The sequence below is a fragment of the Amycolatopsis sp. YIM 10 genome (assembly GCF_009429145.1).
Lineage (GTDB): Bacteria > Actinomycetota > Actinomycetes > Mycobacteriales > Pseudonocardiaceae > Amycolatopsis.
The window spans coordinates 8,364,134-8,389,783 of record NZ_CP045480.1 but is presented as its reverse complement, the minus strand read 5'-3'; the positions used below and the strand labels follow the sequence as shown (position 1 = coordinate 8,389,783).

Below are 25,650 nucleotides of genomic sequence, written 5' to 3'. Positions count from 1 at the left end.
GCCGAGAACGCCCTCGCCGTGCCCATCCTGCGCAAGGACCAGCCCGAAGAAACCTCCGCACTGACCGCTCTCGCACGCCTGCACGTGAGCGGCGTGCCGGTCGACTGGCGCCCCTTCTACGACGGTGCCCACCGAGTCGACCTGCCGACCTACGCCTTCCAGCACCAGCGCTTCTGGCCGACAGCCGATCACCCGCTGCTCGGCGCTTCCGTCGAACTCGGCGAAAACGAGTTCGTCTTCACCAGCAGGCTTTCGCGCTGGACCCATTCCTGGCTCGCCGACCACCGCGTCAACGGCCAGATCCTGTTGCCCGGCACCGCATTCGTCGAGTTGGCCTTGCGTGCCGCGGATGAGGTCGGCTGCGACCGCCTTGATGAACTGACCCTGGCCGCACCCCTGGTCCTGCCGGAGCAGGGGGCCGTGCAGTTGCAGGTCCGCGTCACCGGCCAGGCCGTGACGATCCGCAGCCGCGTCGAGGACGGTTCGCCGTGGCTCGAACACGCCACCGGTGTGCTGGCCACGACCGCTGAACGGTCGACCTTCGATGCCACCGTGTGGCCGCCCGCCGGCGCCGAACTGTTCGATGTGGACGGTTGCTACGAGCGCTTCGCCGAACTCGGCATCGACTACGGCCCCGTGTTCCAGGGCCTGCGCGCGGCGTGGCGTGGCGGCGACGACCTGTTCGCCGAGGTGTCCCTGCCCGAAGGCGTGGAGGTCGGCGAGTTCGGCCTGCATCCGGCTTTGCTGGACGCCTGCCTGCACGTGGCGGCGTTCGCCGACGGCGACACCCGCGTGCCGTTCTCCTGGCAGGGCGTTTCCCTGCACGCCACCGGTGCGACCTCGGTGCGGGTGCGGTTGTCCGCCTCCGGAGAGGTGGCCGTGGCCGATCCGTCCGGTCAGCTGGTCGCCACCATCGGCGCGCTCGCCACCCGTCCGCTGGAGCGCACCGCCGCGGTCCGGTCCGACGCGCTGTTCGGCCTCGATTGGCTGCCGGTCACCGCATCCGCCCGCTCTGACCTCGAGACCGTGGTGTTCCCCGTGGACACCAGCGGCGACGTGGTGACGGCCACCCACACGGCCACCGCCCGGGTGCTCCGGGAGCTGCGGGAGTGGCTGTCGGACGAGCGGTCCGCCGACGCGCGCCTGGTCGTGGTCACCGGCAGCGATCCGGCAGGCGCCGCGGTCGGCGGGCTGGTGCGTTCGGCGCAGGCCGAGCACCCGGGCCGCTTTGTCCTGGTCGAAGCGGACGACACCGAACTGCTGCCGCAAGCGATCGCGGTCGACGAACCACACGTGGCCATCCGTAATGGCGAGATCCTGGTCCCGCGCCTGGTCCGCACGGTTGCGCAGGAGCCGATCACCTGGTCCGGTCAGGTCCTGATCACCGGGGGCACCGGTGGTCTTGGGCTGGAGATCGCCCGGCACCTGGTCGCCGAACACGGCGTGCGCGATCTGCTGCTGGTCAGTCGCAGTGGTGTAGCCGACGTGTCGGACATCGACGCGAACGTGCAGGTCGAAGCCTGTGACGTGGCCGATCGCGAGGCGCTGGCCGCGTTGCTGGCGCGTCACGACGTCAAGGCGGTCATCCACACCGCCGGTGTGCTCGACGACGGCATGCTCGACTCGCTCACCCCGGAAAGCCTCGACAAGGTGCTCCGTCCCAAGGTCGACGGCGCGTGGAACCTGCACGAGCTGACCGGCGACCTGGACGCCTTTGTGGTGTTCTCCTCGGTCGCCGGGGTGTTCGGCACCGCCGGGCAGGGCAACTACGCCGCCGCGAACTCCTTCCTCGACGCGCTCGCCGCCCACCGCCGGGCGCAGGGCCTGCCCGGGGTTTCGCTGGCCTGGGGAGCGTGGGCCGACACCGGCATGATGGCGGGCTCGGACGCGGAGCGGATGTCCCGCGCGGGCATGCGCGCGCTGTCGCCGGAAGAGGGCGTCGAACTGTTCGACGCCGCGCTGGCCGGGGAACCGCTGGTGCTCCCGGTCCACCTGGACCTCGCCGCGCTGCGGGCACGCGGTGACGTGCGGCCGTTGCTGCGTGGCCTGATCCGGACCCGCTCGCGGCGGTCCGCCGTCGGCGCCGAGGCGGCCGACTCGCTGGTCCGCCGCCTGACCGCGCTCGGTGAGGACGAGCGTCGCGAAGTGCTGGTCGACCTGGTCCGCGGACAGGTCGCGGCCGTGCTCGGCCACGGCACCACCTCGCGCGTGGAGCCGACCCGGCCGTTCAAGGACCTCGGTTTCGACTCGCTGACCGCGATCGAGTTGCGGAACCGCCTCGGCGCGGCGAGCGGCCTGCGACTGCCCGCGACGCTGATCTTCGACTACCCGACCACGCTGGCGCTGGCCGGTTACCTGCGCGACGAACTGCTCGGCGCCGACGCGGACATGAGCGTGCCGCTGCGGTCGCTACCGCCGGTCACCGACGACCCGATCGTGATCGTCGGCATGGCCTGCCGCTTCCCCGGTGGCGTCGGCTCACCGGAGGACCTGTGGCGGCTCGCGGTGGACGGCACCGACGCGGTGTCGGGCTTCCCGGCCGGCCGCGGCTGGGACCTGGACTCGCTGTACCACCCGGACCCCGACCACCCCGGCACCTCATACACCAGGCACGGCGGCTTCTTGCACAATGCGGCCGAGTTCGATCCGGCGTTCTTCGGGATGAGCCCGCGTGAGGCGCTCGCGACCGACTCCCAGCAGCGGTTGTTGCTGGAGACGTCGTGGGAGGCGATCGAGCGGGCGGGGATCGATCCGGTTTCCTTGCGTGGCAGTCAGACCGGTGTGTTCGCCGGGGTCATGTACAACGACTACGGCTCGCTCGTCGAAGGTGACGAGGGCTACGAAGGAACCAGCACCTCGCCGAGCGTGGCGTCCGGCCGGGTCGCCTACACCCTCGGGCTCGAAGGCCCGGCGGTCACGGTCGACACGGCATGTTCGTCGTCGTTGGTGGCGATGCACTGGGCGATGCAGGCGTTGCGGTCGGGGGAGTGCTCGCTGGCGCTGGCCGGTGGGGTGACGATCATGTCGACGCCGAGCACGTTCGTCTCGTTCTCGCGACAGCGCGGACTTTCCGAGGACGGCCGGTGCAAGGCGTACTCCGATGACGCGGACGGTGTCGGCTGGTCCGAAGGTGTCGGCCTTGTTGTGCTGGAACGCCTTTCTGACGCGCAGCGCAATGGGCACGAGGTTCTTGCGGTGGTTCGCGGTAGTGCGGTGAACCAGGATGGTGCGTCGAATGGTTTGACTGCGCCGAATGGTCCGTCGCAGCAGCGGGTGATCCGGCAGGCGCTGGCTTCGGCTGGTCTGTCCACTCAGGACGTCGACGCGGTCGAAGGTCACGGCACCGGTACGACGCTGGGTGATCCGATCGAGGCGCAGGCGCTGCTGGCGACCTATGGACAGGACCGCGAGCGGCCGTTGCTGCTGGGGTCGATCAAGTCGAACCTGGGGCACACGCAGGCCGCGGCGGGTGTCGCGGGCGTGATGAAGATGGTGATGGCCATGCGGCACGGTGTGCTGCCGCGCACGCTGCACGCCGAGAAACCTTCGTCGCATGTGGACTGGGAGTCGGGTTCGGTCGAGCTGCTGACGTCGCAGGTGGCGTGGCCTGAGGTCGGGCGGATGCGCCGGGCTGGTGTGTCTTCGTTCGGTGTCAGTGGCACGAATGCGCATGTGATCTTGGAGCAGGCGGCCGTCACGACGGTGGAGCCGACGCCGGTTGAGCATCCGGTGCCCCTGGTTGTGTCGGCGCGGACCGAGGCCGCGCTGGATGAGCAGGTCGAGCGCATTCGTTCGCTGGACGCGTCGCCGCTGGACATCGGTTACTCGCTCACGCTGCGTTCGAGTTTCGAGCAGCGTGCGGTGTTGCTGGACGGTGTCGAGGTCGCGCGTGGAGTTTCTGCCGAGCGTCCTCTGGCGGTGTTGTTCTCGGGCCAGGGGAGCCAGCGGGTCGGTATGGGCCGTGAGTTGTATTCCCGGTTTCCGGTTTTCGCTGCCGCTCTGGATGAGGTCTTGTCGCATCTGGATGTCCGTGAGGTCATGTGGGGCGGGGATCAGGAGGCGCTGAACCAGACCGGTAATGCGCAGCCCGCTCTGTTCGCGATCGAGGTGGCGCTGTATCGCTTGGCTGAGTCGTGGGGGCTCAAGCCGGATCACCTGGCTGGCCACTCGATCGGTGAGGTGGCCGCCGCCCACGTGGCCGGGGTCCTCAGCCTGGAAGACGCGTGCACGCTGATCGAGGCGCGTGCTCGGTTGATGCAGGCGCTTCCGACTGGTGGTGCGATGGTGGCGATCCAGGCCACCGAAGAGGAGATTCCTCTCGCCGAGGGCGTGTCCATCGCGGCGATCAATGGCCCGAACTCGGTGGTCATCGCTGGTGAGGAAGCGGCGGTAGTCGAGATCGCTTCCGGTTTCGAGAAGACCAGTCGGCTCAAGGTGTCGCATGCGTTCCATTCGCCGTTGATGGAGCCGATGCTGGAGGACTTCCGCTCGGCCATCGAGCACCTGACCTTCCACGAGCCGCGCATCCCTATTTCCACCACGGGCGATGTGACCACGGTGGACTATTGGGTGCGGCACGTTCGCGATACCGTCCGGTTTGCCGACAACGTGGCCGCCATCGGGGACGCGCACTTCCTGGAACTGGGCCCAGGCGGCGTGCTAGCGGCGATGGTCGCCGAGAACGCCCTCGCCGTGCCCATCCTGCGCAAGGACCAGCCCGAAGAAACCTCCGCGCTGACCGCTCTCGCACGCCTGCACGTGAACGGCGTGCCGGTCGACTGGCGACCCTTCTACGACGGTGCCCACCGAGTCGACCTGCCGACCTACGCCTTCCAGCGGCGGAGGTTCTGGCCGACAGCTGTCCGCACCGGCGACGCCTCCGGACTCGGGTTGACCGCGGTGGAACACCCGTTGCTCGGCGCCTCGGTCGATCTCGCCGAGCGCGACGGCGCGTTGTTCACCAGTCGCCTCTCCGCCAGCGCGCAGCCCTGGCTTGCCGACCACGTGGTCAACGGCCGGATCATCCTGCCCGGCGCCGCGTTCGCCGAACTGGCGTTGCGTGCCGGGGACGAGCTTGGCCACGATCGCGTCGACGAGCTGACCCTCGCCGAGCCGCTCGTCCTGGAGCAGGGCGCGGTTCAGCTGCAGGTCTCGGTCGACGACGCGGGCGCGTTCGCTATCTACTCGCGGCCCTCGGCTGACCTGCCGTGGACCCGGCACGCCACCGGCACCCTGTCCACCGGCGAGTTCTGCGCCGACTTCGACACCACGACCTGGCCGCCCGCCGACGCGCAGCCGGTCGAGGTGGACTACGACCGGTTCGCCGAGCAGGGCTTCGCCTACGGCCCCGCCTTCCAGGGCCTGCAAGCCGTCTGGCGGACCGACGAGGCGATCTACGCCGAAGTCACGCTGCCCGAGGACGTCGCACCGGACGGCTTCGGCATCCACCCCGCGCTGCTGGACGCGAGCCTCCACGCCGTGCTGGCCGCCGGGGACGGCACGCCCGGAATGCCGTTCTCGTGGACCGGCTTGTCGCTGCACGCGACCGGCGCCAAGACCGTGCGCGTCCGGCTGGTGCAGGACGGCGACACGCTCTCGATCGCGCTCGCGGACCCCGCCGGCGACCTGGTGGCCTCGGTCGAATCGCTGGTCACCCGGCCGATCTCAGCCGGCCGGAGCACCGGCGTGACCGACCTGTTCGAGGTGGAGTGGCGTGCGGTCACCGCGCCCGCACCGGTCCCGGTGGTCACGCTGGACGGTCCGCTCAAGTCCGTTGTGGACGTTCCCGCGTCGCTGGTCGTCGCGGTCGAGGGCGACACCGACGTGGTTGCGTCGACACACGCGCTGACCACCCGGGTGCTCGCCATGGTGCAGGAATGGCTCGGTGACGAGCGGTTCGCCGGATCGCGCCTGGTGTTCCTGACCAAGGCCGGTGACCTGGCCGGAGCCGCGATCGGCGGGCTGGTGCGCTCGGCGCAGGCCGAGCACCCCGGCCGGTTCGGCCTGATCGAAGCCGACTCCGGGGAACTGCTGCCGCAAGCGCTTGCGGTCGATGAGCCGCGGGTCGCCATCCGTGACGGTGAGATCCTGGTCCCGCGCCTGGCCCGCACGGCGGCTCAGGAACCGATCACCTGGTCCGGCCAGGTGCTGATCACCGGGGGCACCGGTGGTCTCGGCCTGGAGATCGCCCGGCACCTGGTCGCCGAACACGGCGTGCGGGACCTGCTGCTGGTCAGCCGCGGTGGTGTAGCCGACGTGTCGGACATCGACGCGAACGTGCAGGTCGAAGCGTGTGACGTGGCCGACCGCGAGGCGCTGGCCGCGTTGCTGGAGCGTCACGACGTCAAGGCCGTGATTCACGCGGCCGGGGTGCTCGACGACGGGGTGATCGGCTCGCTGACCCCGGAACGCCTGGACAACGTGCTCCGGCCCAAGGTGGACGCGCTCTGGAACCTGCACGAACTGGCCGACGTGGACGCCTTTGTGGTCTTCTCGTCCATCGCCGGGGTGTTCGGTGGCGCGGGGCAGGGCAACTACGCCGCCGCCAACGCGTTCGCCGACGCGCTGATGACCCACCGCCGTCACCAGGGCCTTCCCGGGGTGTCGATGGCCTGGGGCGCCTGGGAAACCGGCATGGCCGGTGCACTGTCCGAAGCGGACACCCGGCGACTGGAGCGCTCCGGTATGCCGCCGCTGCCCGCCGAACAGGGCCTGCACCTGTTCGACGCCGCGCTGGCGGGCGGGCCGCTGGTCGTCCCGGTGCGCCTCGACCTGCCGGTGCTGCGAACGCGCGACGAGATCCCGCCGTTGCTGCGCGGCCTGATCCGGACGCGGACCCGTCGCTCGGTCGCCGGGTCCGAGACCGCCGTGGGCCTGGTCCGGCGGCTGACCGGCCGCACCGAGGCCGAACGCCTGGACCTGCTGCTCGACCTGGTGCGCACGGAGGTGGCCGGGGTGCTCGGCCACACCGACGCCACCGAAGTCGACCCCGGCAAGCAGTTCTCCGAGCTGGGCTTCGACTCGCTGACCGCCGTCGAACTGCGCAACCGCCTCGGCACCACGACCGGCTTGCGCCTACCGGCGACCATGGTTTTCGATTACCCGACGCCTACCGCGCTGGCTTCGTACCTGGCCGAAGAGCTGTTCGGCGGCCGTGAAAGCCAGGTGCACGGCACCGAGGTGCGCCGTGAAAGCCACATTCACGGCGACGACCCGATCGTGATCGTCGGCATGTCCTGCCGGTTCCCCGGCGGGGTCAGGTCGCCGGAGGACCTGTGGCGGCTGGTGTCCGAGGGCGCCGACGCGATCACCGAGTTCCCCGGCGACCGTGGCTGGGACCTCGACTCGCTCTACGACCCGGACCCCGAGCGGCCTGGCACGTCCTACACCCGTGAGGGCGGCTTCCTGCACGACGCGGCCCAGTTCGACCCGGCCTTCTTCGGCATGAGCCCGCGCGAGGCCATGGCGACCGACTCCCAGCAGCGCCTGTTGCTGGAAGGTTCCTGGGAGGCGCTGGAGCGCGCGGGCATCGACCCGGCGTCGCTCAAGGGCAGCGCGACCGGCGTGTTCACCGGCGTCATGTACAGCGACTACGCCTCCCTGCTCAACGGGGACGACTTCGAGAACTACCAGGCGACCAGCACCTCACCGAGCGTCGCGTCCGGCCGGGTCGCCTACACGCTCGGACTGGAAGGCCCGGCGGTCACGGTCGACACGGCGTGTTCGTCGTCGCTGGTGGCGATGCACTGGGCGATGCAGGCGCTGCGCAACGGCGAATGCTCGCTGGCGCTCGCCGGCGGCGTGACGGTCATGTCCACGCCGAACACGTTCATCGCCTTCTCGCGGCAGCGTGGTCTCGCCGAGGACGGCCGCTGCAAGGCGTACTCCGACGACGCCGACGGTGTCGGCTGGTCCGAGGGTGTCGGCCTGCTGGTGCTGGAACGCATGTCGGACGCGAAGCGCAACGGGCACAACATCCTCGCCGTGGTCAAGGGTTCCGCGGTGAACCAGGACGGCGCCTCGAACGGGCTGACCGCGCCGAACGGGCCGTCGCAGCAGCGGGTGATCCGGCAGGCGCTGGCTTCGGCAGGTCTGTCCACTCAGGACGTCGACGCGGTGGAAGGTCACGGCACCGGGACCACGCTGGGCGACCCGATCGAAGCGCAGGCGTTGCTGGCCACCTACGGGCAGGATCGCGAACAGCCGCTGCTGCTCGGCTCGGTGAAGTCGAACCTCGGGCACACCCAGGCCGCGGCCGGGGTCGCCGGGGTGATCAAGATGGTGCTGGCGCTCCGCCACGGCACGTTGCCGCGCACCCTGCACGCCGGGACTCCTTCGTCGCATGTGGACTGGGACGCCGGTGCCGTCGAACTGCTGACCGAGCCGACCGCCTGGCCCGAGGTCGAGCGGGTGCGCCGGGCCGCGGTGTCGTCGTTCGGCGTCAGCGGGACGAACGCGCACGTGATCCTGGAGCAGGCGCCCGAAGCCCAGCCGGGCGAACCCGCTGAGCCGGTGGCCGGTGTGGTGCCGTGGGTGCTCTCGGCCAAGTCGGCTGCGGCGCTGCGCGCCCAGGCGGACAAGCTGTCCACTGTGGACGCTGATCCGGTCGATGTCGGCTATTCGCTGGTGACCACGCGCACCGCCTTCGAGCACCGCGCGGTGATCCTCGGCGACGACCACCGCGCACTGCTGCGTTCGCTGGACGAGCCCGCCGGTGGTGTGGTGACCGGGGTGGCCGGTGCTCTCGGCAAGGCCGTGTTCGTTTTCCCCGGCCAGGGTTCGCAGTGGCTCGGCATGGGACAGGACCTGCTGGCGACCTCGCCGGTGTTCGCCGAGCGCGTCGCCGAATGCGCGGTGGCGCTGGATCCCTTTGTCGACTGGAACCTGCTCGACGTGCTTCGCGGTGGTGAGGACTTCGACCGCGTCGACGTGGTGCAGCCGGTGTTGTGGGCCGTGATGGTTTCGCTGGCCGAGCTGTGGCGGTCGGCCGGGGTCGCCCCCGACGCGGTGGTCGGGCACTCGCAGGGTGAGATCGCGGCGGCCGTGGTCGCCGGGGCGCTCAGCCTGGAGGACGCGGCCCGCGTGGTCGCGCTGCGCAGCCAGGCCGTGGCGGAGTCGCTGGCCGGGCACGGCGGCATGATGTCGGTGGCCCAGCCGGTGGACGAGCTGCGGCCGCGGTTGAAGCTGTGGGGCCAGCGCATCTCGGTCGCCGCGGTCAACGGTCCCGGCGCGACCGTGGTCGCCGGGGAAGACGCCGCGCTCGACGAGCTGAAGGCCGCCTGCGAGGCCGACGGCATCCGCGCCCGCCGCATCTCGGTGGACTACGCCTCGCACACCCCGCAGGTGGAGACCATTCGCGAGCGCGTGCTGGCCGACCTGGCGCCGATCACCCCGCGCACCGGTGAGATTCCCTTCTACTCCACCGTTTCCGGCGAGCCGATCGACACCGCCCGCCTCGACGCCGGGTACTGGGTGACCAACCTCCGCCAGACCGTCGAGTTCGAACGCGCCACCCGCAAGCTGCTCGACGACGGCTACCGGGTCTTCGTCGAGCCGAGCGCGCACCCGGTGCTCACGGTCGGCGTCGAACAGACGCTGGAAGCCGCGGGTGTCGCCGGGATCGTGCTCGGCACGCTCCGGCGCGACGACGGCGACTGGTTGCGGTTCACCATCTCGGTCGCCGAGGCCTACGTGCGGGGCGTTCCGGTGGACTGGACCGCTTTCTTCCCCGAGGGCGCCCGGCAGGTCGACCTGCCCACCTACGCCTTCCAGCACGAACGGTTCTGGCCCAGCGCCACCGGGCACGCAGGTGACGTCCGCGCCGCCGGATTGGGCGCGATCGAGCACCCGCTGCTCGGCGCGGCCGTCGAACTCGCCGAGGGCGAAGACGTGCTGACCAGCCGCCTTTCGCTGCGGTCGCACCCGTGGCTGGCCGACCACGCGGTCAACGGGCAGGCGTTGCTGCCGGGCACGGCGTTCGTCGAACTCGCCGTGCGCGCGGGTGACGAGGTCGGCTGCGACCGGATCGAGGAACTGACCCTGGCCGCCCCGCTGGTGCTGACCGAGCAGGCCGTGCGCCTCCAGGTCCGCGTCGGCGCGGCGGACGACGCCGGGCAGCGCCCGATCACCATCCACAGCCGGCCCGAGGACGCTGTGGATGAACCGTGGACCGAGCACGCCACCGGTGTGCTCGCCGTCGGCGCGTTCACCGCCGAACTCGACACGGCCTGGCCGCCCGCCGGCGCGGAGCCGATCGACGTGGACGACTGCTACCAGCGTTTCGCCGAACTCGGTTTCGAGTACGGGCCGGTGTTCCAGGGCTTGCGCGCGGCCTGGCGCGTCGGTGACGAGATCTTCGCCGAAGCCGCGCTGCCCGACGGTGTTCCGCCGGACGGGTTCGGCCTGCACCCGGCCTTGCTGGACGCGAGTCTCCACGCACCACTGCTGGTCGGCGTGACCGACGGTGGTGGCGGCGGATTGCCGTTCTCGTGGGAAGGCGTCTCGCTGCACGCGACCGCAGCTTCCGCGGTGCGCGTGCGGTTCACGCCCACCGGCGAGGGTTTTGCGATCGCGGTGGCCGATCCGGCCGGTGCGCCGGTCGCGTCGGTGCGGTCGCTGGTCACGCGCGTGGTCGCCGAGCCGGTCGCGCAGCGCGAACCGCTGTTCCGCGTCGACTGGGTGCCCGCCACGGCCCAGTCCACTGTGGACGACTACGAGGTGTACCAGGTCGAGACCACCGACGACGTGGTCGCGGGCACCCATGCGGCGACCGCCGAAGTGCTCGGTGTGCTCCAGCGCCGGCAGCGCGATTCGCGGCTGGTGATCGTGACGCGCGGTGGTCTCGCCGCGGCGGCGGTCGGTGGCCTGGTGCGGGTCGCGCAGGCCGAGAACCCCGGCCGGTTCGGCTTGATCGAGACCGATGGGGACGTGCCGCCGGAAGCGTTTGCCGTCGACGAACCACACGTCCGCGTCCAGGACGGCAAGATCCTGGTGCCGCGCCTGGCCCGCACGCAGCCGGAGACCGAGTTCAGCTGGTCCGGCCGGGTGCTGATCACCGGTGGCACGGGCGGTCTCGGCCTGGAGATCGCGCGGCATCTGGTGAACGAGCACGGCGTGCGGGACCTGCTGCTGGTCAGTCGTCGTGGTGAGGCTGACGTGTCGGACATCGACGCGAACGTGCAGGTCGTGGCGTGTGATGTCGCCGACCGGGAGGCGCTGGCCGCGTTGCTGGCCGAGCACGAGGTGAAGTCCGTGATCCACACGGCCGGGGTGCTCGACGACGGCGTGATCGGCTCCCTTGACGCGGACCGGCTCGACACCGTGCTCCGGCCCAAGGTCGACGCGGCCTGGAACCTGCACGAGCTGACCGGCGACCTCGACGCCTTTGTGTTGTTCTCGTCGGCCGCCGGGGTGTTCGGCACCGCCGGGCAGGGCAACTACGCCGCGGCGAACGCCTTCCTGAACGCGCTCGCCGAGCACCGCCGGGCCGAGGGCCTGCCCGCGGTGTCGCTGGCCTGGGGCGCTTGGGACCAGACCGGGATGCTGGCCGACAAGGACGCCGGGGAACGCCTCGGCCGGGCCGGGATGCCGCCGATGACCGTCGAGCAGGGCCTGGCCCTGTTCGACGACGCGATGGCTGCCACCGAGCCCACCCTGGTGCCGATCCGGCTCGACCTGCCCGCGCTGCGGGCGCAGGGTGAAGTGCGGCCGCTGCTGCGCGGCCTGGTCCGCAGCCGCTCGCGGCGGACGGTCGCCGGGGCGGAGACCGCGATGACGCTGGTCCAGCGGCTCGCGTCGCTGGGCGATGCCGAGCGCACCACGGCGCTCGCGGATCTGGTTCGCGGTCAGGTCGCGGTGGTGCTGGGCTACTCGGGTGCCGCAGCGGTCGACCCGCAGCTCGCCTTCCAGAGCATGGGCTTCGACTCGCTGACCGCGGTGCAGCTGCGCAACCGGCTCACCTCGGCGACCGGGCTGAAGCTGCCCGCGACCCTGGTCTTCGACTACCCGACGCCTGCCGTGCTGGCCGCCTACCTGCGCGACGAGCTGTTCGAAAGCCGTGAAAGCCACATTCACGGCACGGTGAAGCGCCCGCCCGTCACCCACCACCACCCTCAACGGAGCTCCGCACAATCTCTTTCTGAAAGCAACCTGCACGGCGATGACCCGATCGTGATCGTCGGCATGTCCTGCCGCTTCCCCGGTGACGTCGGATCGCCGGAGGACCTGTGGCGGCTGGTTTCCGAGGGCGCCGACGCGATCACCGGCTTCCCGAGCAACCGCGGCTGGGATCTCGACGCGCTGTACAACCCGGACCCCGAGGTCTCCGGCACCTCGTACACGCGTCTCGGCGGATTCCTGCACGACGCCGGCGAATTCGACCCGGTGTTCTTCGGCATGAGCCCGCGTGAGGCACTGGCCACCGACGCACAACAGCGCCTGCTGCTGGAAGGTTCGTGGGAAGCGCTGGAGCGCGCGGGCATCGACCCGGCGTCCCTGCGCGGCAGCCAGACCGGCGTGTTCGCCGGCGTGATGTACAGCGACTACGCGACGATCCTGGACGCCGAGACCTCCGAGGGCTTCCAGGCCACGGGCGGTTCGCTGAGCGTCGCTTCGGGCCGCGTCTCCTACACCTTCGGCTTCGAGGGCCCGGCGGTCACCGTCGACACGGCCTGCTCGTCGTCGCTGGTCACCATGCACCTGGCCGCCCAGTCACTGCGGCAGGGCGAGTGCGATCTGGCGCTGGCCGGTGGTGTCACGGTGATGTCCACGCCGAGCACGTTCGTCGAGCTGTCGCGTCAGCGCGGCCTCGCGGTGGACGGCCGGTGCAAGGCCTTCTCCGACTCCGCTGACGGCGCGGGATTCTCCGAGGGCGTCGGTTTGCTGGTGCTGGAGCGGCTGTCCGACGCGAAGCGCAACGGCCACACGATCCTCGCTGTGATGCGCGGTTCGGCGATCAACCAGGACGGCGCGTCCAACGGCCTGACCGCGCCGAATGGTCCGTCGCAGCAGCGCGTCATCCGACAGGCCCTGGCTTCGGCAGGCCTGTCCACTCAGGACGTCGATGCGGTGGAGGCACACGGCACCGGTACGACCTTGGGCGATCCGATCGAGGCACAGGCGCTGCTGGCCACCTACGGCCAGGACCGCGACCGGCCGCTGTACGTCGGATCGGTGAAGTCGAACCTCGGGCACACCCAGGCCGCGGCCGGGGTCGCCGGGGTGATCAAGATGGTGATGGCGCTGCGGCACGGCCTGCTGCCGAAGACGCTGCACGTCGACACGCCTTCGTCCCATGTGGACTGGGAAGCCGGTTCGGTCGAGGTGCTGATGCGAGCCACGGACTGGCCGGAGGTCGACCGGGTGCGCCGTGCGGGCGTTTCCTCGTTCGGTATCAGCGGGACGAACGCGCACGTGATCCTGGAGCAGGCGCCGAAATCGGACGCGCCACTGCTCGACCTGCCCGCCGGCCCGGCGCCGATCGAGGGGCAGGCGCCGTGGGTGCTCTCCGCGAAGTCGGCCGCCGCGCTGGACGTGCAACTGGAGCGGGTGCGGGCGGTGGACGCCGACCCGGTGGACGTCGGTGCTTCGCTGCTGACCACGCGCACGGTTTTCGACACGCGTGCGGTGTTGCTTGGTGACGGCGTTGTTCGGGGCAGTGTTGTTGAGGGTGCGTCGGCTCCGGTGTTTGTGTTCCCGGGTCAGGGTGCGCAGTGGGCTGGGATGGCGTTGGAGTTGTTGGATTCGTCTCCGGTGTTTGCGGAGTGGATGGCTGAGTGTGATCGGGTGGTCGGTTCGTTGGTCGGCTGGTCGGTGATCGAGAAGCTGCGTGAGGGCAACGAGGTGCTGGAGCGTATCGAGATTCTGCAGCCGTTGTTGTTTGCGGTGATGGTGTCGTTGGCGCAGTTGTGGCGTTCGGTTGGGGTGGAGCCTGCTGCGGTGGTCGGGTCCTCGCAGGGTGAGATTCCGGCGGCGTACATCGCGGGTGCGTTGAGTTTTGAGGACGCGGCGAAGATTGTGGTGTTGCGGAGTCAGTTGTTCGCTGATGAGTTGGTGGGCAATGGTGCGGTGGCTTCGGTTGCGCTGACGGAGGAACAGCTCCGCGAGCGCCTGCCGGAGGGGCTGACGATTGCTGGGGTCAATGGTCCCAAGGCGCTGACGGTGGCCGGGTCGTTGGATCTGCTTGACGAGTTTGTGGCGGGTTGTGTGGCTGAGGACATCCGGGCTCGGGTGGTTCCGTCCACAGTGGCCTCGCACTGCGCTCAGGTCGATCCGCTGCGCGATGCGATTCTCGATATGTTCGCTGACGTCACGCCGCGCGAGGCGAACATCCCGTTCTACTCGACGGTGACCGGCGGACTGGTCGAGAGCAGCGAGCTGGGGCCGGAGTACTGGTTCCACAACGCGCGTCAGCCGGTGAACTTCGCCGGTGCGGTCAAGACCATGCTCGACGACGGCTTCAGGGTGTTCATCGAGCCGAGCGCGCATCCGGTGCTGACCATGGCGGCGCAGCAGACGGCCGAGTCGCTGGACGTGCCGACCGTCACGGTGGGCTCGCTGCGCCGGGACGAGGGCGGCGCGGACCGGTTCACGACCTCCCTCGCCGAGGCCTACGTCGCGGGCGTGGGCGTGGACTGGCGGCTGTTCTTCGCCGGGACCCGCGCGCGCCGGGTGGACCTGCCGACCTACGCCTTCCAGCACAAGCAGTTCTGGCCGGAGCCGAGCGCGCCGGTGACCACGGTGGACCCGGTGGACGCCGAGTTCTGGGAACTGGTCGACGAAGGTGACTTCGCCACTGAACTGGACCTGGACACCGACACCGCGGCACGGGTGGTGCCGGCTTTGGCCGGGTGGCGCAGCCGTCGCCGCGCGAAGTCCACAGTGGATTCGTGGCGGTACGACGAGTCGTGGACGCCGATCAAGCCGTCCGGTGAGCTGTCGGGTACCTGGCTGGTCGTCGTGCCGGAGGGTGGCGAGCCGGTCGATCTGGGCGTGGAGACCGTCACGCTGGAGGTCGGTGCGGTCGAGCGCGAAGAGCTGGCCGAGCGGTTGCGCGGGTTTGAGGTCGCCGGGGTGGTTTCGCTGCTCGGAACGACCGACGCGCCGCGCATCGGAGCCGTGCCCGCCGGGCTGTCCCGTTCGCTCACTCTGTTGCAGGCCCTCGCGGACGCCGGGATCGACGCTCCATTGTGGAACGTCACGCGTGGCGCCGTCGCGGTGGCGGATTCGGCCGAGGTCACCGATCCTGACCAAGCCGCGCTGTGGGGTCTCGGCCGCGCGGTCGCACTCGAACAGCCTCGCCGCTGGGGTGGCCTGGTCGATGTCACCGGCGAGATCGACGGTCGCCTGGCCGCCGTGCTGTCCGGTGACGAGGACCAGGTCGCGATCCGCGCCGAAGGTGTCTACGGACGGCGTCTGGTGCACGCGGCCCCGGCCGAGCAGGTGCGCCGCTGGCAGCCGAGCGGCACCGTCCTGATCACCGGCGGAACCGGTGGCCTCGGTGGTTATGTGGCCCGCTGGGCGGTCGAGACCGGCGCGGAACACCTGCTGCTCACCAGCCGTCGTGGCCTCGAAGCACCGGGCGCGCCAGAGCTGCGCGACGACCTCGAAGCCATGGGTGCCCGCGTCACCGTCGCCGCCTGCGACGCGGCCGACCGCGAGGCTCTGGCCGAACTGCTCGCCGAACACCCGGTGACCGCCGTGGTGCACACGGCCGGTGTCGGTGTCGGCGACGCTCCGGCCGAGACGCTGACCCTCGACCAGTTGGACGCGCTGATGCGGTCGAAACTGACCGCCGCGTGGAACCTGCACGAGCTGACCGGGGACCTGGACGCGTTCGTGTTGTTCTCCTCGGGCGCGGCGATGTGGGGCAGCGGCGGCCAGCCGGGTTACGCGGCGGGCAACACCTTCCTCAACGCACTGGCCCAGTACCGCCGCGCGCACGGGCTCACCGCGACCTCGATCGCCTGGGGCGCCTGGGCCGAGGCGGGCATGGCCACGCACGAGGACATGGCCGAGCACTTGCTGCGGCGCGGCCTGCTGTCGATGGAACCGGAGCTGGCGATCAACGCCATGCAGCGGGCCATCGAAGAGGACCGCACGCTGATCACCGTCACCAACACCGACTGGGAGCGGTTCGCGCCGAGCTTCACCAGCCAGCGCCCGAGCCGGTTGCTCTCGGAGATCCCGGCAGCCCGGCAGGCGCTCGCGGACGACGCGCCGGAAGAGGAGTCGGCGCTCAAGCAGCGGCTCGCCGGACTGTCCGAATCGGAACGCACACGCGTGCTGCTCGACCTGGTCCGCACCGAGGCCGCCGCGACGCTCGGCTTCGACGCGGCCGAGGACCTGCCCGCCGGCAAGGCCTTCCGTGAGGTCGGTTTCGACTCGGTGACCGCGGTCCAGCTGCGGAACCAGCTCAAGGCCGCCACCGGACTGGCGCTCCCGGCCGCACTGGTCTTCGACTACCCGACGCCTCGCGCTCTCACCGAGCACCTGCTCGAGGAGCTGTTCGGCAGCGGCGAAGTCAGCCGTGAAAGCCACGTTCACAGCACCACCGGGGACGACCCCATCGTGATCGTGGGCATGGCGTGCCGCTACCCGGGTGGGGTGACCACGCCCGAGGAACTGTGGCAGCTGGTCGACTCCGGCACCGACGCGATCGCCGGGTTCCCGGCCGACCGCGGCTGGGCACTGGACGCGATCAACAGCGCCACCCGCGAAGGTGGCTTCCTCACCGACGTCGCCGGGTTCGACGCGGGCTTCTTCGGCATCTCACCACGCGAGGCCGTGGCGATGGACCCGCAGCAGCGCCTGGTCCTCGAAACCACCTGGGAGGCCATCGAGCGCGCGGGCATCGACCCGATGTCCCTGCGCGGCAGCCAGACCGGCGTGTTCATGGGCACCACCGGGCAGGACTACCCGAACCTGCCGGGCAACAACGGTGACAAGGACGTCTACGCCACCACTTCCTCGGTGGCCAGCGTGATTTCCGGTCGCGTTTCCTACACCGCCGGGCTGGAGGGGCCAGCGGTCACCGTGGACACCGCGTGCTCGTCGTCGCTGGTGTCCATCCACCTGGCGTCGCAGGCGCTGCGGCAGGGCGAGTGCGATTTGGCGCTGGCCGGTGGTGTCGCGGTGATGTCGACGCCGAGCGCGTTCAACGCGTTCAGCTCGCAGGGCGGCCTCGCGGCCGACGGCCGGTGCAAGTCGTTCGCCGAAGCCGCCAACGGCACCGGCTGGTCCGAGGGCGTCGGGGTGGTCGCGCTGGAGCGGCTGTCGGACGCGCGGCGCAACGGCCACACCGTGCTCGCCGTGGTGCGCGGCAGCGCGATCAACCAGGACGGTGCCTCGAACGGCCTGACCGCGCCCAACGGCCCGTCGCAGCAGCGGGTGATCCGCGCCGCGCTGGCCGCCGCCGGTCTGTCCACTTCGGACGTGGACGTGGTGGAGGCACACGGCACCGGCACGGTGCTCGGTGACCCGATCGAGGCGCAGGCGGTGCTCGCCACCTACGGCCAAGACCGCGAACGGCCGGTGCTGCTCGGCTCGATCAAGTCCAACCTCGGGCACCCGCAGTCCGCCGGCGGGGTCGCCGGGGTGATCAAGATGGTGATGGCGCTGCGGCACCGCGTGCTGCCGAAGACGCTGCACGTCGACGCGCCTTCGTCCAATGTGGAATGGGGCGCGGGTTCGGTGGAACTGCTCACCGAGCGCACCGAGTGGCCGGAGACCGGCCGTCCGCGCCGGGCCGGGGTGTCGTCGTTCGGGGTCAGCGGCACGAACGCGCACCTCATCCTGGAGCAGGCGCCCGAGGTCGAACCGGTGATCGAGCAGGCCGACCTGGAGCCCGCGGTGGTGCCGTGGCTCGTGTCGGGCCGGTCCGCCGAGGCGCTGGGCGCCCAGTTCGCCCGGCTCGAAGCGTTCGTGGCCGACAACCCGGAGATCTCGCCGCTGGACATCGGCTACTCGACGGTCGTCTCGCGGTCCGACTTCGAGCACCGCGCGGTGCTCGTCGACGGGACCACCGAGATCGCGCGTGGTGTCGCGGGCGAGCGGTCGGTGGCGGTGTTGTTCTCCGGTCAGGGAAGCCAGCGGATCGGCATGGGCCGGGAGCTGTACCTGCGGTTCCCGGTGTTCGCCGCGGCGTTGGACGAGGTGCTGGAACATCTCGACGTGCGCGAGGTCATGTGGGGTGAGGACCAGGAAGCGCTGAACCAGACCGGGAACGCGCAGCCCGCGCTCTTTGCCATCGAGGTGGCGCTGTACCGGTTGATCGAGTCGTGGGGCATTCGAGCCGACTACCTGGCCGGGCACTCGATCGGCGAGATCGCCGCCGCGCACGTGGCCGGGGTGTTCACCCTTGACGACGCCTGCAAGCTCGTCGAAGCACGGGCGCGCCTGATGCAGGCGCTCCCCGCCGACGGAGCGATGGTGGCGATCCAGGCCACCGAGGAGGAAGTCACCCCGCTGCTCACCGAGGACGTTTCGATCGCCGCGATCAACGGCCCCGGCTCACTGGTGATCTCCGGAAACGCCCAGGTCACGGCGGATATCGCGGCGAGTTTTGCCGAGCGCGGGCGGAAGTCTAGGCGTTTGCCGGTCAGCCATGCGTTCCACTCACCCTTGATGAACTCGATGCTCGCCGACTTCAGGACCGTGGTGACGGGCCTGCGCTTCGACGCGCCCCGGATTCCCGTGGTGTCCAACCTGAGCGGTGAGATCGCCACGCCCGGACAGCTGGCCGACCCCGAGTACTGGGTGCGGCACGTCCGCGAGACCGTGCGGTTCGCCGACGGCGTGCGCACGCTGATCGGCGAGCGCGTCGACACCTTCCTGGAGCTGGGGCCGGACGGCGTGCTGTCGGCGATGGCGGCCGAGACCACACCGGAGTCGGTGACCGTGCCGGTGCTGCGCAAGGACCGCGGCGAGGAGCTGGCCGCGGTCAGCGCACTGGCGAAACTGCACGTCAACGGCGTCGAACTGGACTGGCGGGGGATCTTCACCGGCACCGGTGCGCGCCGGGTGGACCTGCCGACCTACGCCTTCCAGCACGAGCGCTACTGGCCGGAGCCGGTCGACGCCGAGGTCGAAGCCGGGGACACCGTGGACGCCGAGTTCTGGGCCGCGGTCGAACGCGAGGACCTGGAGAGCCTGGCCGGTGAACTCGGTGTCGGCGAAGAACCGCTGGACGCTCTGCTGCCCGCGCTGTCGTCGTGGCGCAACCGCCGTCGTGCGAGGTCCACTGTGGACTCGTGGCGGTACCGGGAGACGTGGCGGGCGCTGCCCGGCGCCGCCTCGGGCGCGCTGTCCGGCACCTGGCTCGTCGTGGTGCCCACCGGTTACGGCGACGGCGAGTGGCTGACCGCGGTGCTGGGCTCGAACATGCTGCGCGTCGAGGTGGCCGGGATCGGCCGCGAGGAGATCACCGCGCGCCTGCCCGGTGACTTCGAGGGCGGCTTCGCGGGCGTGATCTCCCTGCTCGCGCTGGACGCCGACCTCGGCGGGGTGACCGCGACGGCTTCGCTGGTGCAGGCACTGGGCGACGCCGGGATACTGGCGCCGGTCTGGGCCGTCACCCGTGGTGCGGTCGCGGTGGACGAGAGCGAGCAGGTCAGCGAGCCGTGGCAGGCCGGGGTCTGGGGCCTCGGCCGGGTGGCCGCGCTGGAGCTGCCCCGTCAGTGGGGCGGGCTGGTCGACCTGCCCGAGGTGATCGACGAGCAGGTCGCGCGGCGGTTCGCCGACGTGCTCTCCGGACAGGCCGGGGAGGACCAGGTCGCGGTGCGCGCCCGTGGGCTCTACGGCCGCCGCGTGGTCGCGGCACCGGCGCCGGGCGGCATCGGTGACTGGGAGCCGACCGGCACCGTGCTGATCACCGGTGGCACCGGCGCACTCGGCGCTCAGGTGGCGCGGGACCTGGCCCGGCGGGGTGCGCAGCGACTCGTGCTGCTCAGCCGTCGCGGGCCGGACGCACCGGGCGCGGTGGAACTGTGGGACGAGCTGACCGGCCTCGGTGCCGACGTCACCATCATCGCCTGCGACGTCACCGATCGCGAGAGCGTGGCGCAGGTGCTCGCCGGGATTCCCGCCGAGCAGCCGCTGACCGGCGTGGTGCACACCGCGGGTGTGCTCGACGACGGGGTGCTCGAAGGGCTCACGCCGGAGCGGTTCGCAACGGTCTACGGCGCGAAGGTCGACGCCGCGATCGTGCTCGACGAACTGACCCGAGAGCTGGATCTGACCGCGTTCGTGCTGTTCTCGTCGGTTGCCGGAACCGTCGGCAACCCGGGGCAGGGCAACTACGCCGCGGCCAACGCCGTGCTCGACGCCTTGGCGCAGCGGCGCCGTTCGCTCGGGCACGCCGCCTCCTCGATCGCGTGGGGTGCCTGGGCCGGGGCGGGCATGGCGGTCGACTCGGAGTGGGCGCACCGCGAGGACTCGCCGGTGATGGACCCGGAACTGGCGGTCGCGGCACTGCGGCAGGTGGTGGCCGAGGGCGCTGCCTCGATGGTGGTCGCCGATCTGCGGCCGGCGCTCGGCTGGCTGCTCGGCATGCGGCCGACGCCGTCGCTGGGCGAACTGCCCGGTGCGCGGCGCCTGCTGGACGAGGCCGAGGCGGCTCGCCGGGCCACCGAGACCGTGGCGAACGAACTGCACCGGCGACTGCTGGAGCTGCCGGAGACCGAGCAGGTCGACGCGGTGCTGGACGTCGTCCGCGGCCGGGTCGCTTCGGTGCTGGCCTACCCGAGCGCGAACGCGGTGGGCGTGGACAACGCCTTCCGCGACCTCGGGTTCGACTCGCTGACCGCGGTCGAACTGCGCAACCAGCTGAACGAGGCGACGGGCCTGGCGCTGCCCGCGAGCCTGGTCTTCGACTACCCGACGCCCCGGGGGCTGGCGGAGTTCCTGGTGGGCGAGCTACTGGGCCGTGAAAGCCACCTTCACGGCATCGACGGACACCGTGAAAGCCACCTTCACGGCACTCGGGACAACGCGGAGCCGATCGCGATCGTGGGCATGTCCTGCTGGTTCCCCGGGGACGTGCGATCGCCGGAGGAACTGTGGGAGCTGCTGGTCGCCGGCAGTGACGGGGTCACCGGCTTCCCGGCCGACCGCGGCTGGGACCTGGAGGAGGTGTTCGGCGGTGACAACCCGAGCATCACCCGCCACGGCGGCTTCCTGCCGAACCCGGCCGAGTTCGACCCGGCCTTCTTCGGCATCTCGCCGCGCGAGGCGCTGGCCATGGACCCGCAGCAGCGCCTGCTGCTGGAAGGTTCGTGGGAGGCCCTGGAGCGCGCCGGGCTCGACCCGGCCAAGCTGCGCGGCAGCCAGACCGGCGTTTTTGTCGGCACCAACGGCCAGGACTACGCCACGCTGATCGCCAACACCGGGCAGGAGACCGGCGGGCACGGCGCGACCGGGCTCGCGGCCAGCGTGATCTCCGGCCGGCTGTCCTACACCTTCGGTTTCGAGGGCCCGGCGGTCACCGTCGACACGGCGTGCTCGGCCTCGCTGGTGGCGCTGCACCTCGCGGTCCAGTCGCTGCGGCAGGGCGAATGCGATCTGGCGCTGGCCGGTGGCGCGACGGTGATGTCCACGCCGCTGGTCTTCTCCGAGCTGTCCAAGCAGGGCGCGCTCGCTGCCGACGGCCGCTGCAAGGCGTTCTCCGACGACGCCGACGGCACCGGCTGGTCCGAGGGTGTCGGCCTGATCGTGGTCGAGCGGTTGTCCGACGCGAAGCGCAAGGGCCACAACATCCTCGCCGTGGTCAAGGGCTCGGCGGTGAACCAGGATGGTGCGTCGAATGGTTTGACCGCGCCGAATGGTCCGTCGCAGCAGCGGGTGATCCGGCAGGCGCTGGCTTCGGCTGGTCTGTCCACTCAGGACGTCGATGCGGTCGAGGCGCACGGCACCGGTACCGCGCTGGGTGACCCGATCGAGGCGCAGGCGCTGCTCGCCACGTACGGCCAGGAACGCGAGCATCCGCTGTGGCTGGGTTCGGTGAAGTCGAACCTGGGCCACACGCAGGCCGCTGCCGGGGTGGCGGGCATCATCAAGATGGTCATGGCGCTGCGGCACGGGGTGCTGCCGAAGACGCTGCACGCCGACGAGCCATCGTCGCATGTGGACTGGACTTCGGGTGCGGTGAGCGTGCTGACCGAGACGAAGCCGTGGCCCGAGGTCGGGCGCGAGCGTCGCGCCGGGGTGTCGTCGTTCGGCATCAGCGGCACCAACGCGCACATCATTCTGGAGCAGGCTCCGGAAGAGGAACCGGCCGCGCTGCCGATCAAGGGCACGCGCTCGCCGATCGACGGTGTGGTGCCGTGGGTTCTCTCGGGCAAAACCGAGGGCGCCGTCGACGCCCAGCTCGACCGGATCAGGGCGCTGGACGCGGATTCGATCGACATCGGTGCTTCGCTGCTCACCTCGCGCACGGTTTTCGACACGCGTGCGGTGTTGCTTGGTGACGGCGTTGTTCGGGGCAGTGTTGTTGAGGGTGCGTCGGCTCCGGTGTTTGTGTTCCCGGGTCAGGGTGCGCAGTGGGCTGGGATGGCGTTGGAGTTGTTGGATTCGTCTCCGGTGTTTGCGGAGTGGATGGCTGAGTGTGATCGGGTGGTCGGTTCGTTGGTCGGCTGGTCGGTGATCGAGAAGCTGCGTGAGGGCAACGAGGTGCTGGAGCGTATCGAGATTCTGCAGCCGTTGTTGTTTGCGGTGATGGTGTCGTTGGCGCAGTTGTGGCGTTCGGTTGGGGTGGAGCCTGCTGCGGTGGTCGGGTCCTCGCAGGGTGAGATTCCGGCGGCGTACATCGCGGGTGCGTTGAGTTTTGAGGACGCGGCGAAGATTGTGGTGTTGCGGAGTCAGTTGTTCGCTGATGAGTTGGTGGGCAATGGTGCGGTGGCTTCGGTTGCGCTGACGGAGGAACAGCTCCGCGAGCGCCTGCCGGAGGGGCTGACGATTGCTGGGGTCAATGGTCCCAAGGCGCTGACGGTGGCCGGGTCGTTGGATCTGCTTGACGAGTTTGTGGCGGGTTGTGTGGCTGAGGACATCCGGGCTCGGGTGGTTCCGTCCACAGTGGCCTCGCACTGCGCTCAGGTCGATCCGCTGCGCGATGCGATTCTCGATATGTTCGCTGACGTCACGCCGCGCGAGGCGAACATCCCGTTCTACTCGACGGTGACCGGCGGACTGGTCGAGAGCAGCGAGCTGGGGCCGGAGTACTGGTTCCACAACGCGCGTCAGCCGGTGAACTTCGCCGGTGCGGTCAAGACCATGCTCGACGACGGCTTCAGGGTGTTCATCGAGCCGAGCGCGCATCCGGTGCTGACCATGGCGGCGCAGGCCACCGCCGAGGACCTGGAGATCCCGGTCGTCGCGGTCGGCTCCCTGCGCCGCGACGAAGGCGGACCGGCGCGCTTCACCACTTCGCTCGCCGAGGCCTACGCCGCGGGTGTTCCGGTGGACTGGACGGTGTTCTTCGCCGGGACGGGCGCTCGCCGGGTCGATCTGCCGACCTACGCCTTCCAGCGCCAGCGGTACTGGCCGGAACCGGCGAAGCGGAAGGCGGTCGCCACCGCCGACCCGGTCGACGCGGCGTTCTGGGACCTGGTCGAGGACGGCGACTTCGCCGAAGCGCTCGCGCTGGACAGCGACACCGCCGCACTGGTGGTGCCCGCGCTGGCCGGGTGGCGCAGCCGTCAGCGCACGCAGTCCACTGTGGATTCCTGGCGCTACCGCGAATCGTGGACGCCGATCACCGCGACCACCGCGATCACCGGCACCTGGCTCGCCCTCGTACCGGCCGGGTACGCGGGTGACGCGTGGGTGGCCGAGGTGCTGGCCGTGCTCGGCGACGACGCGGTGCTGGTGGAGGTCGGCGACACCCACCGGACCGCACTGGCCAAGGAACTGGCCGAGGTCGCGCACAACGAGTTCGCCGGGGTGGTCTCGCTGGCGGGAATCGCGGAGGCACCGGCGGTCGGCAACGTGCCGGTGGGCCTCGCGATGACGCTGCTGATCACGCAGGCGCTCGGCGACACCGGCATCGAGGCTCCGCTGTGGTGCGTTACCCGGGGAGCGGTCTCGGTCGGTCAGGCCGACCCGGTGCGCAACCCGGAACAGGCCGCGCTCTGGGGCATGGGCCGGGTGGCCGCGCTCGAACTGCCGCGCCGCTGGGGCGGGCTGGTCGACCTGCCTGCCGAGTTCGACGACAGGACCGCGGAGCGACTGGCCGGAGTGCTCACCGGGACCGGGGAAGACCAGGTCGCGGTGCGTTCGGCCGGTGTGTTCGGGCGACGGCTGGTGCACGCGGCACCGGTCGCCGAGCGGCCCGCCGAGCCGTGGCGTGCGCGTGGCACGGTGCTGATCACCGGCGGTACCGGTGGACTCGGCGGGTACGTCGCCCGCTGGGCGGCCGCGAGCGGCGCCGAGCACCTGGTGCTCACCAGCCGTCGCGGACTGGACGCGCCGGGAGCCGTTGAGCTGCGCGAAGAACTCGAAGCCTCGGGTACGCGAGTCACGATCGCGGCCTGCGACGTGGCGGACCGCGACGCGTTGGCCGCTCTGATCGGGGACATCCCGGATCTGACCGCGGTGGTGCACGCGGCCGGGGTCGGCGTCGGTGACGCGGCCATCGAAGCGCTCACCATGGACCAGCTCGATGCGTTGCTACAGGCCAAGATGACCGCGGCGTGGCATCTGCACGAGCTGACCGAAGGACTCGACCTCGACGCGTTTGTGCTGTTCTCCTCCGGTGCCGCCAACTGGGGCAGCGGCGGCCAGCCGGGATACGCGGCGGGGAACGCCTTCCTGGACGCGCTCGCGTTGTACCGCCGGGGCCGTGGCCAGGTGGCGACCGCGCTCGCCTGGGGTGCCTGGGCCGAAGCGGGCATGGTGCACGACAACCCGTCGATGTGGGAGCACCTGACCCGCCGCGGGCTGCTCACCATGGCACCGGAGCTGGCGATCACCGCGATGCGCCAGGCGCTCGAGGACGACCAGGCCGCGCTCACCGTGACCAACACGGACTGGACCCGGTTCGCGCCGAGCTTCACCGCGAACCGGCCGAGCCCGCTGCTCTCGGAACTCCCCGAGGTGGTCGAAGCGCTGGCCGAGCCGGAAACCGCCGAATCCGGTGACGCCGGGGAGTCGGAGTTCAAGCAGCGCCTGACCGCGATGCCGGACGCCGAACGCGGCCGTGCCCTGCTCGACCTGGTGCGGAACGAGGCGGCGGCCACGCTCGGCTACGACAACACCGACGCGCTGCCGGCGAACCAGGCCTTCCGCGAGGTCGGCTTCGACTCGGTGACCGGGGTGGAGCTGCGCAACCGGCTCAAGGCGGCCACCGGGCTGTCGCTGGCCGCGGCGCTGGTGTTCGACCACCCGACCCCGGCGGCGATCGCGAAGTTCCTCAAGGCCGAGCTGTTCGGCGACGACGAGCCCGCCGCCGACGACCCGGACACCCGCATCCGCGAAACGCTGGCCTCGATCCCGATCAGCAGGCTGCGCAAGGCCGGGCTGCTCGACATGGTCCTGCGACTGGCGGGCGAGGACGGCGAACCGGAAGCGGCGCCCGCCGCCGATGGCGGCGACGTCTCACTCGACGACATGGACGCCGAAAGCCTGCTGAGGCTGGCGACCGATGGCACTTCCCAGAATTAG

Annotated in this window: 1 protein-coding gene (running past one end of the window); it reads left to right on the top strand. The window is 70.7% G+C overall.

Annotation, left to right across the window (positions count from 1 at the left end; all coding sequences use genetic code 11):
• Window positions 1-25,650, top strand: partial view of a type I polyketide synthase gene (locus tag YIM_RS49500; RefSeq protein WP_228004305.1) — the 3' portion only. 7,293 nt of this gene lie to the left of the window's left edge; only the last 25,650 of its 32,943 coding nucleotides appear in the window; its start codon lies beyond the left edge, outside the window; it ends in the stop codon at window positions 25,648-25,650.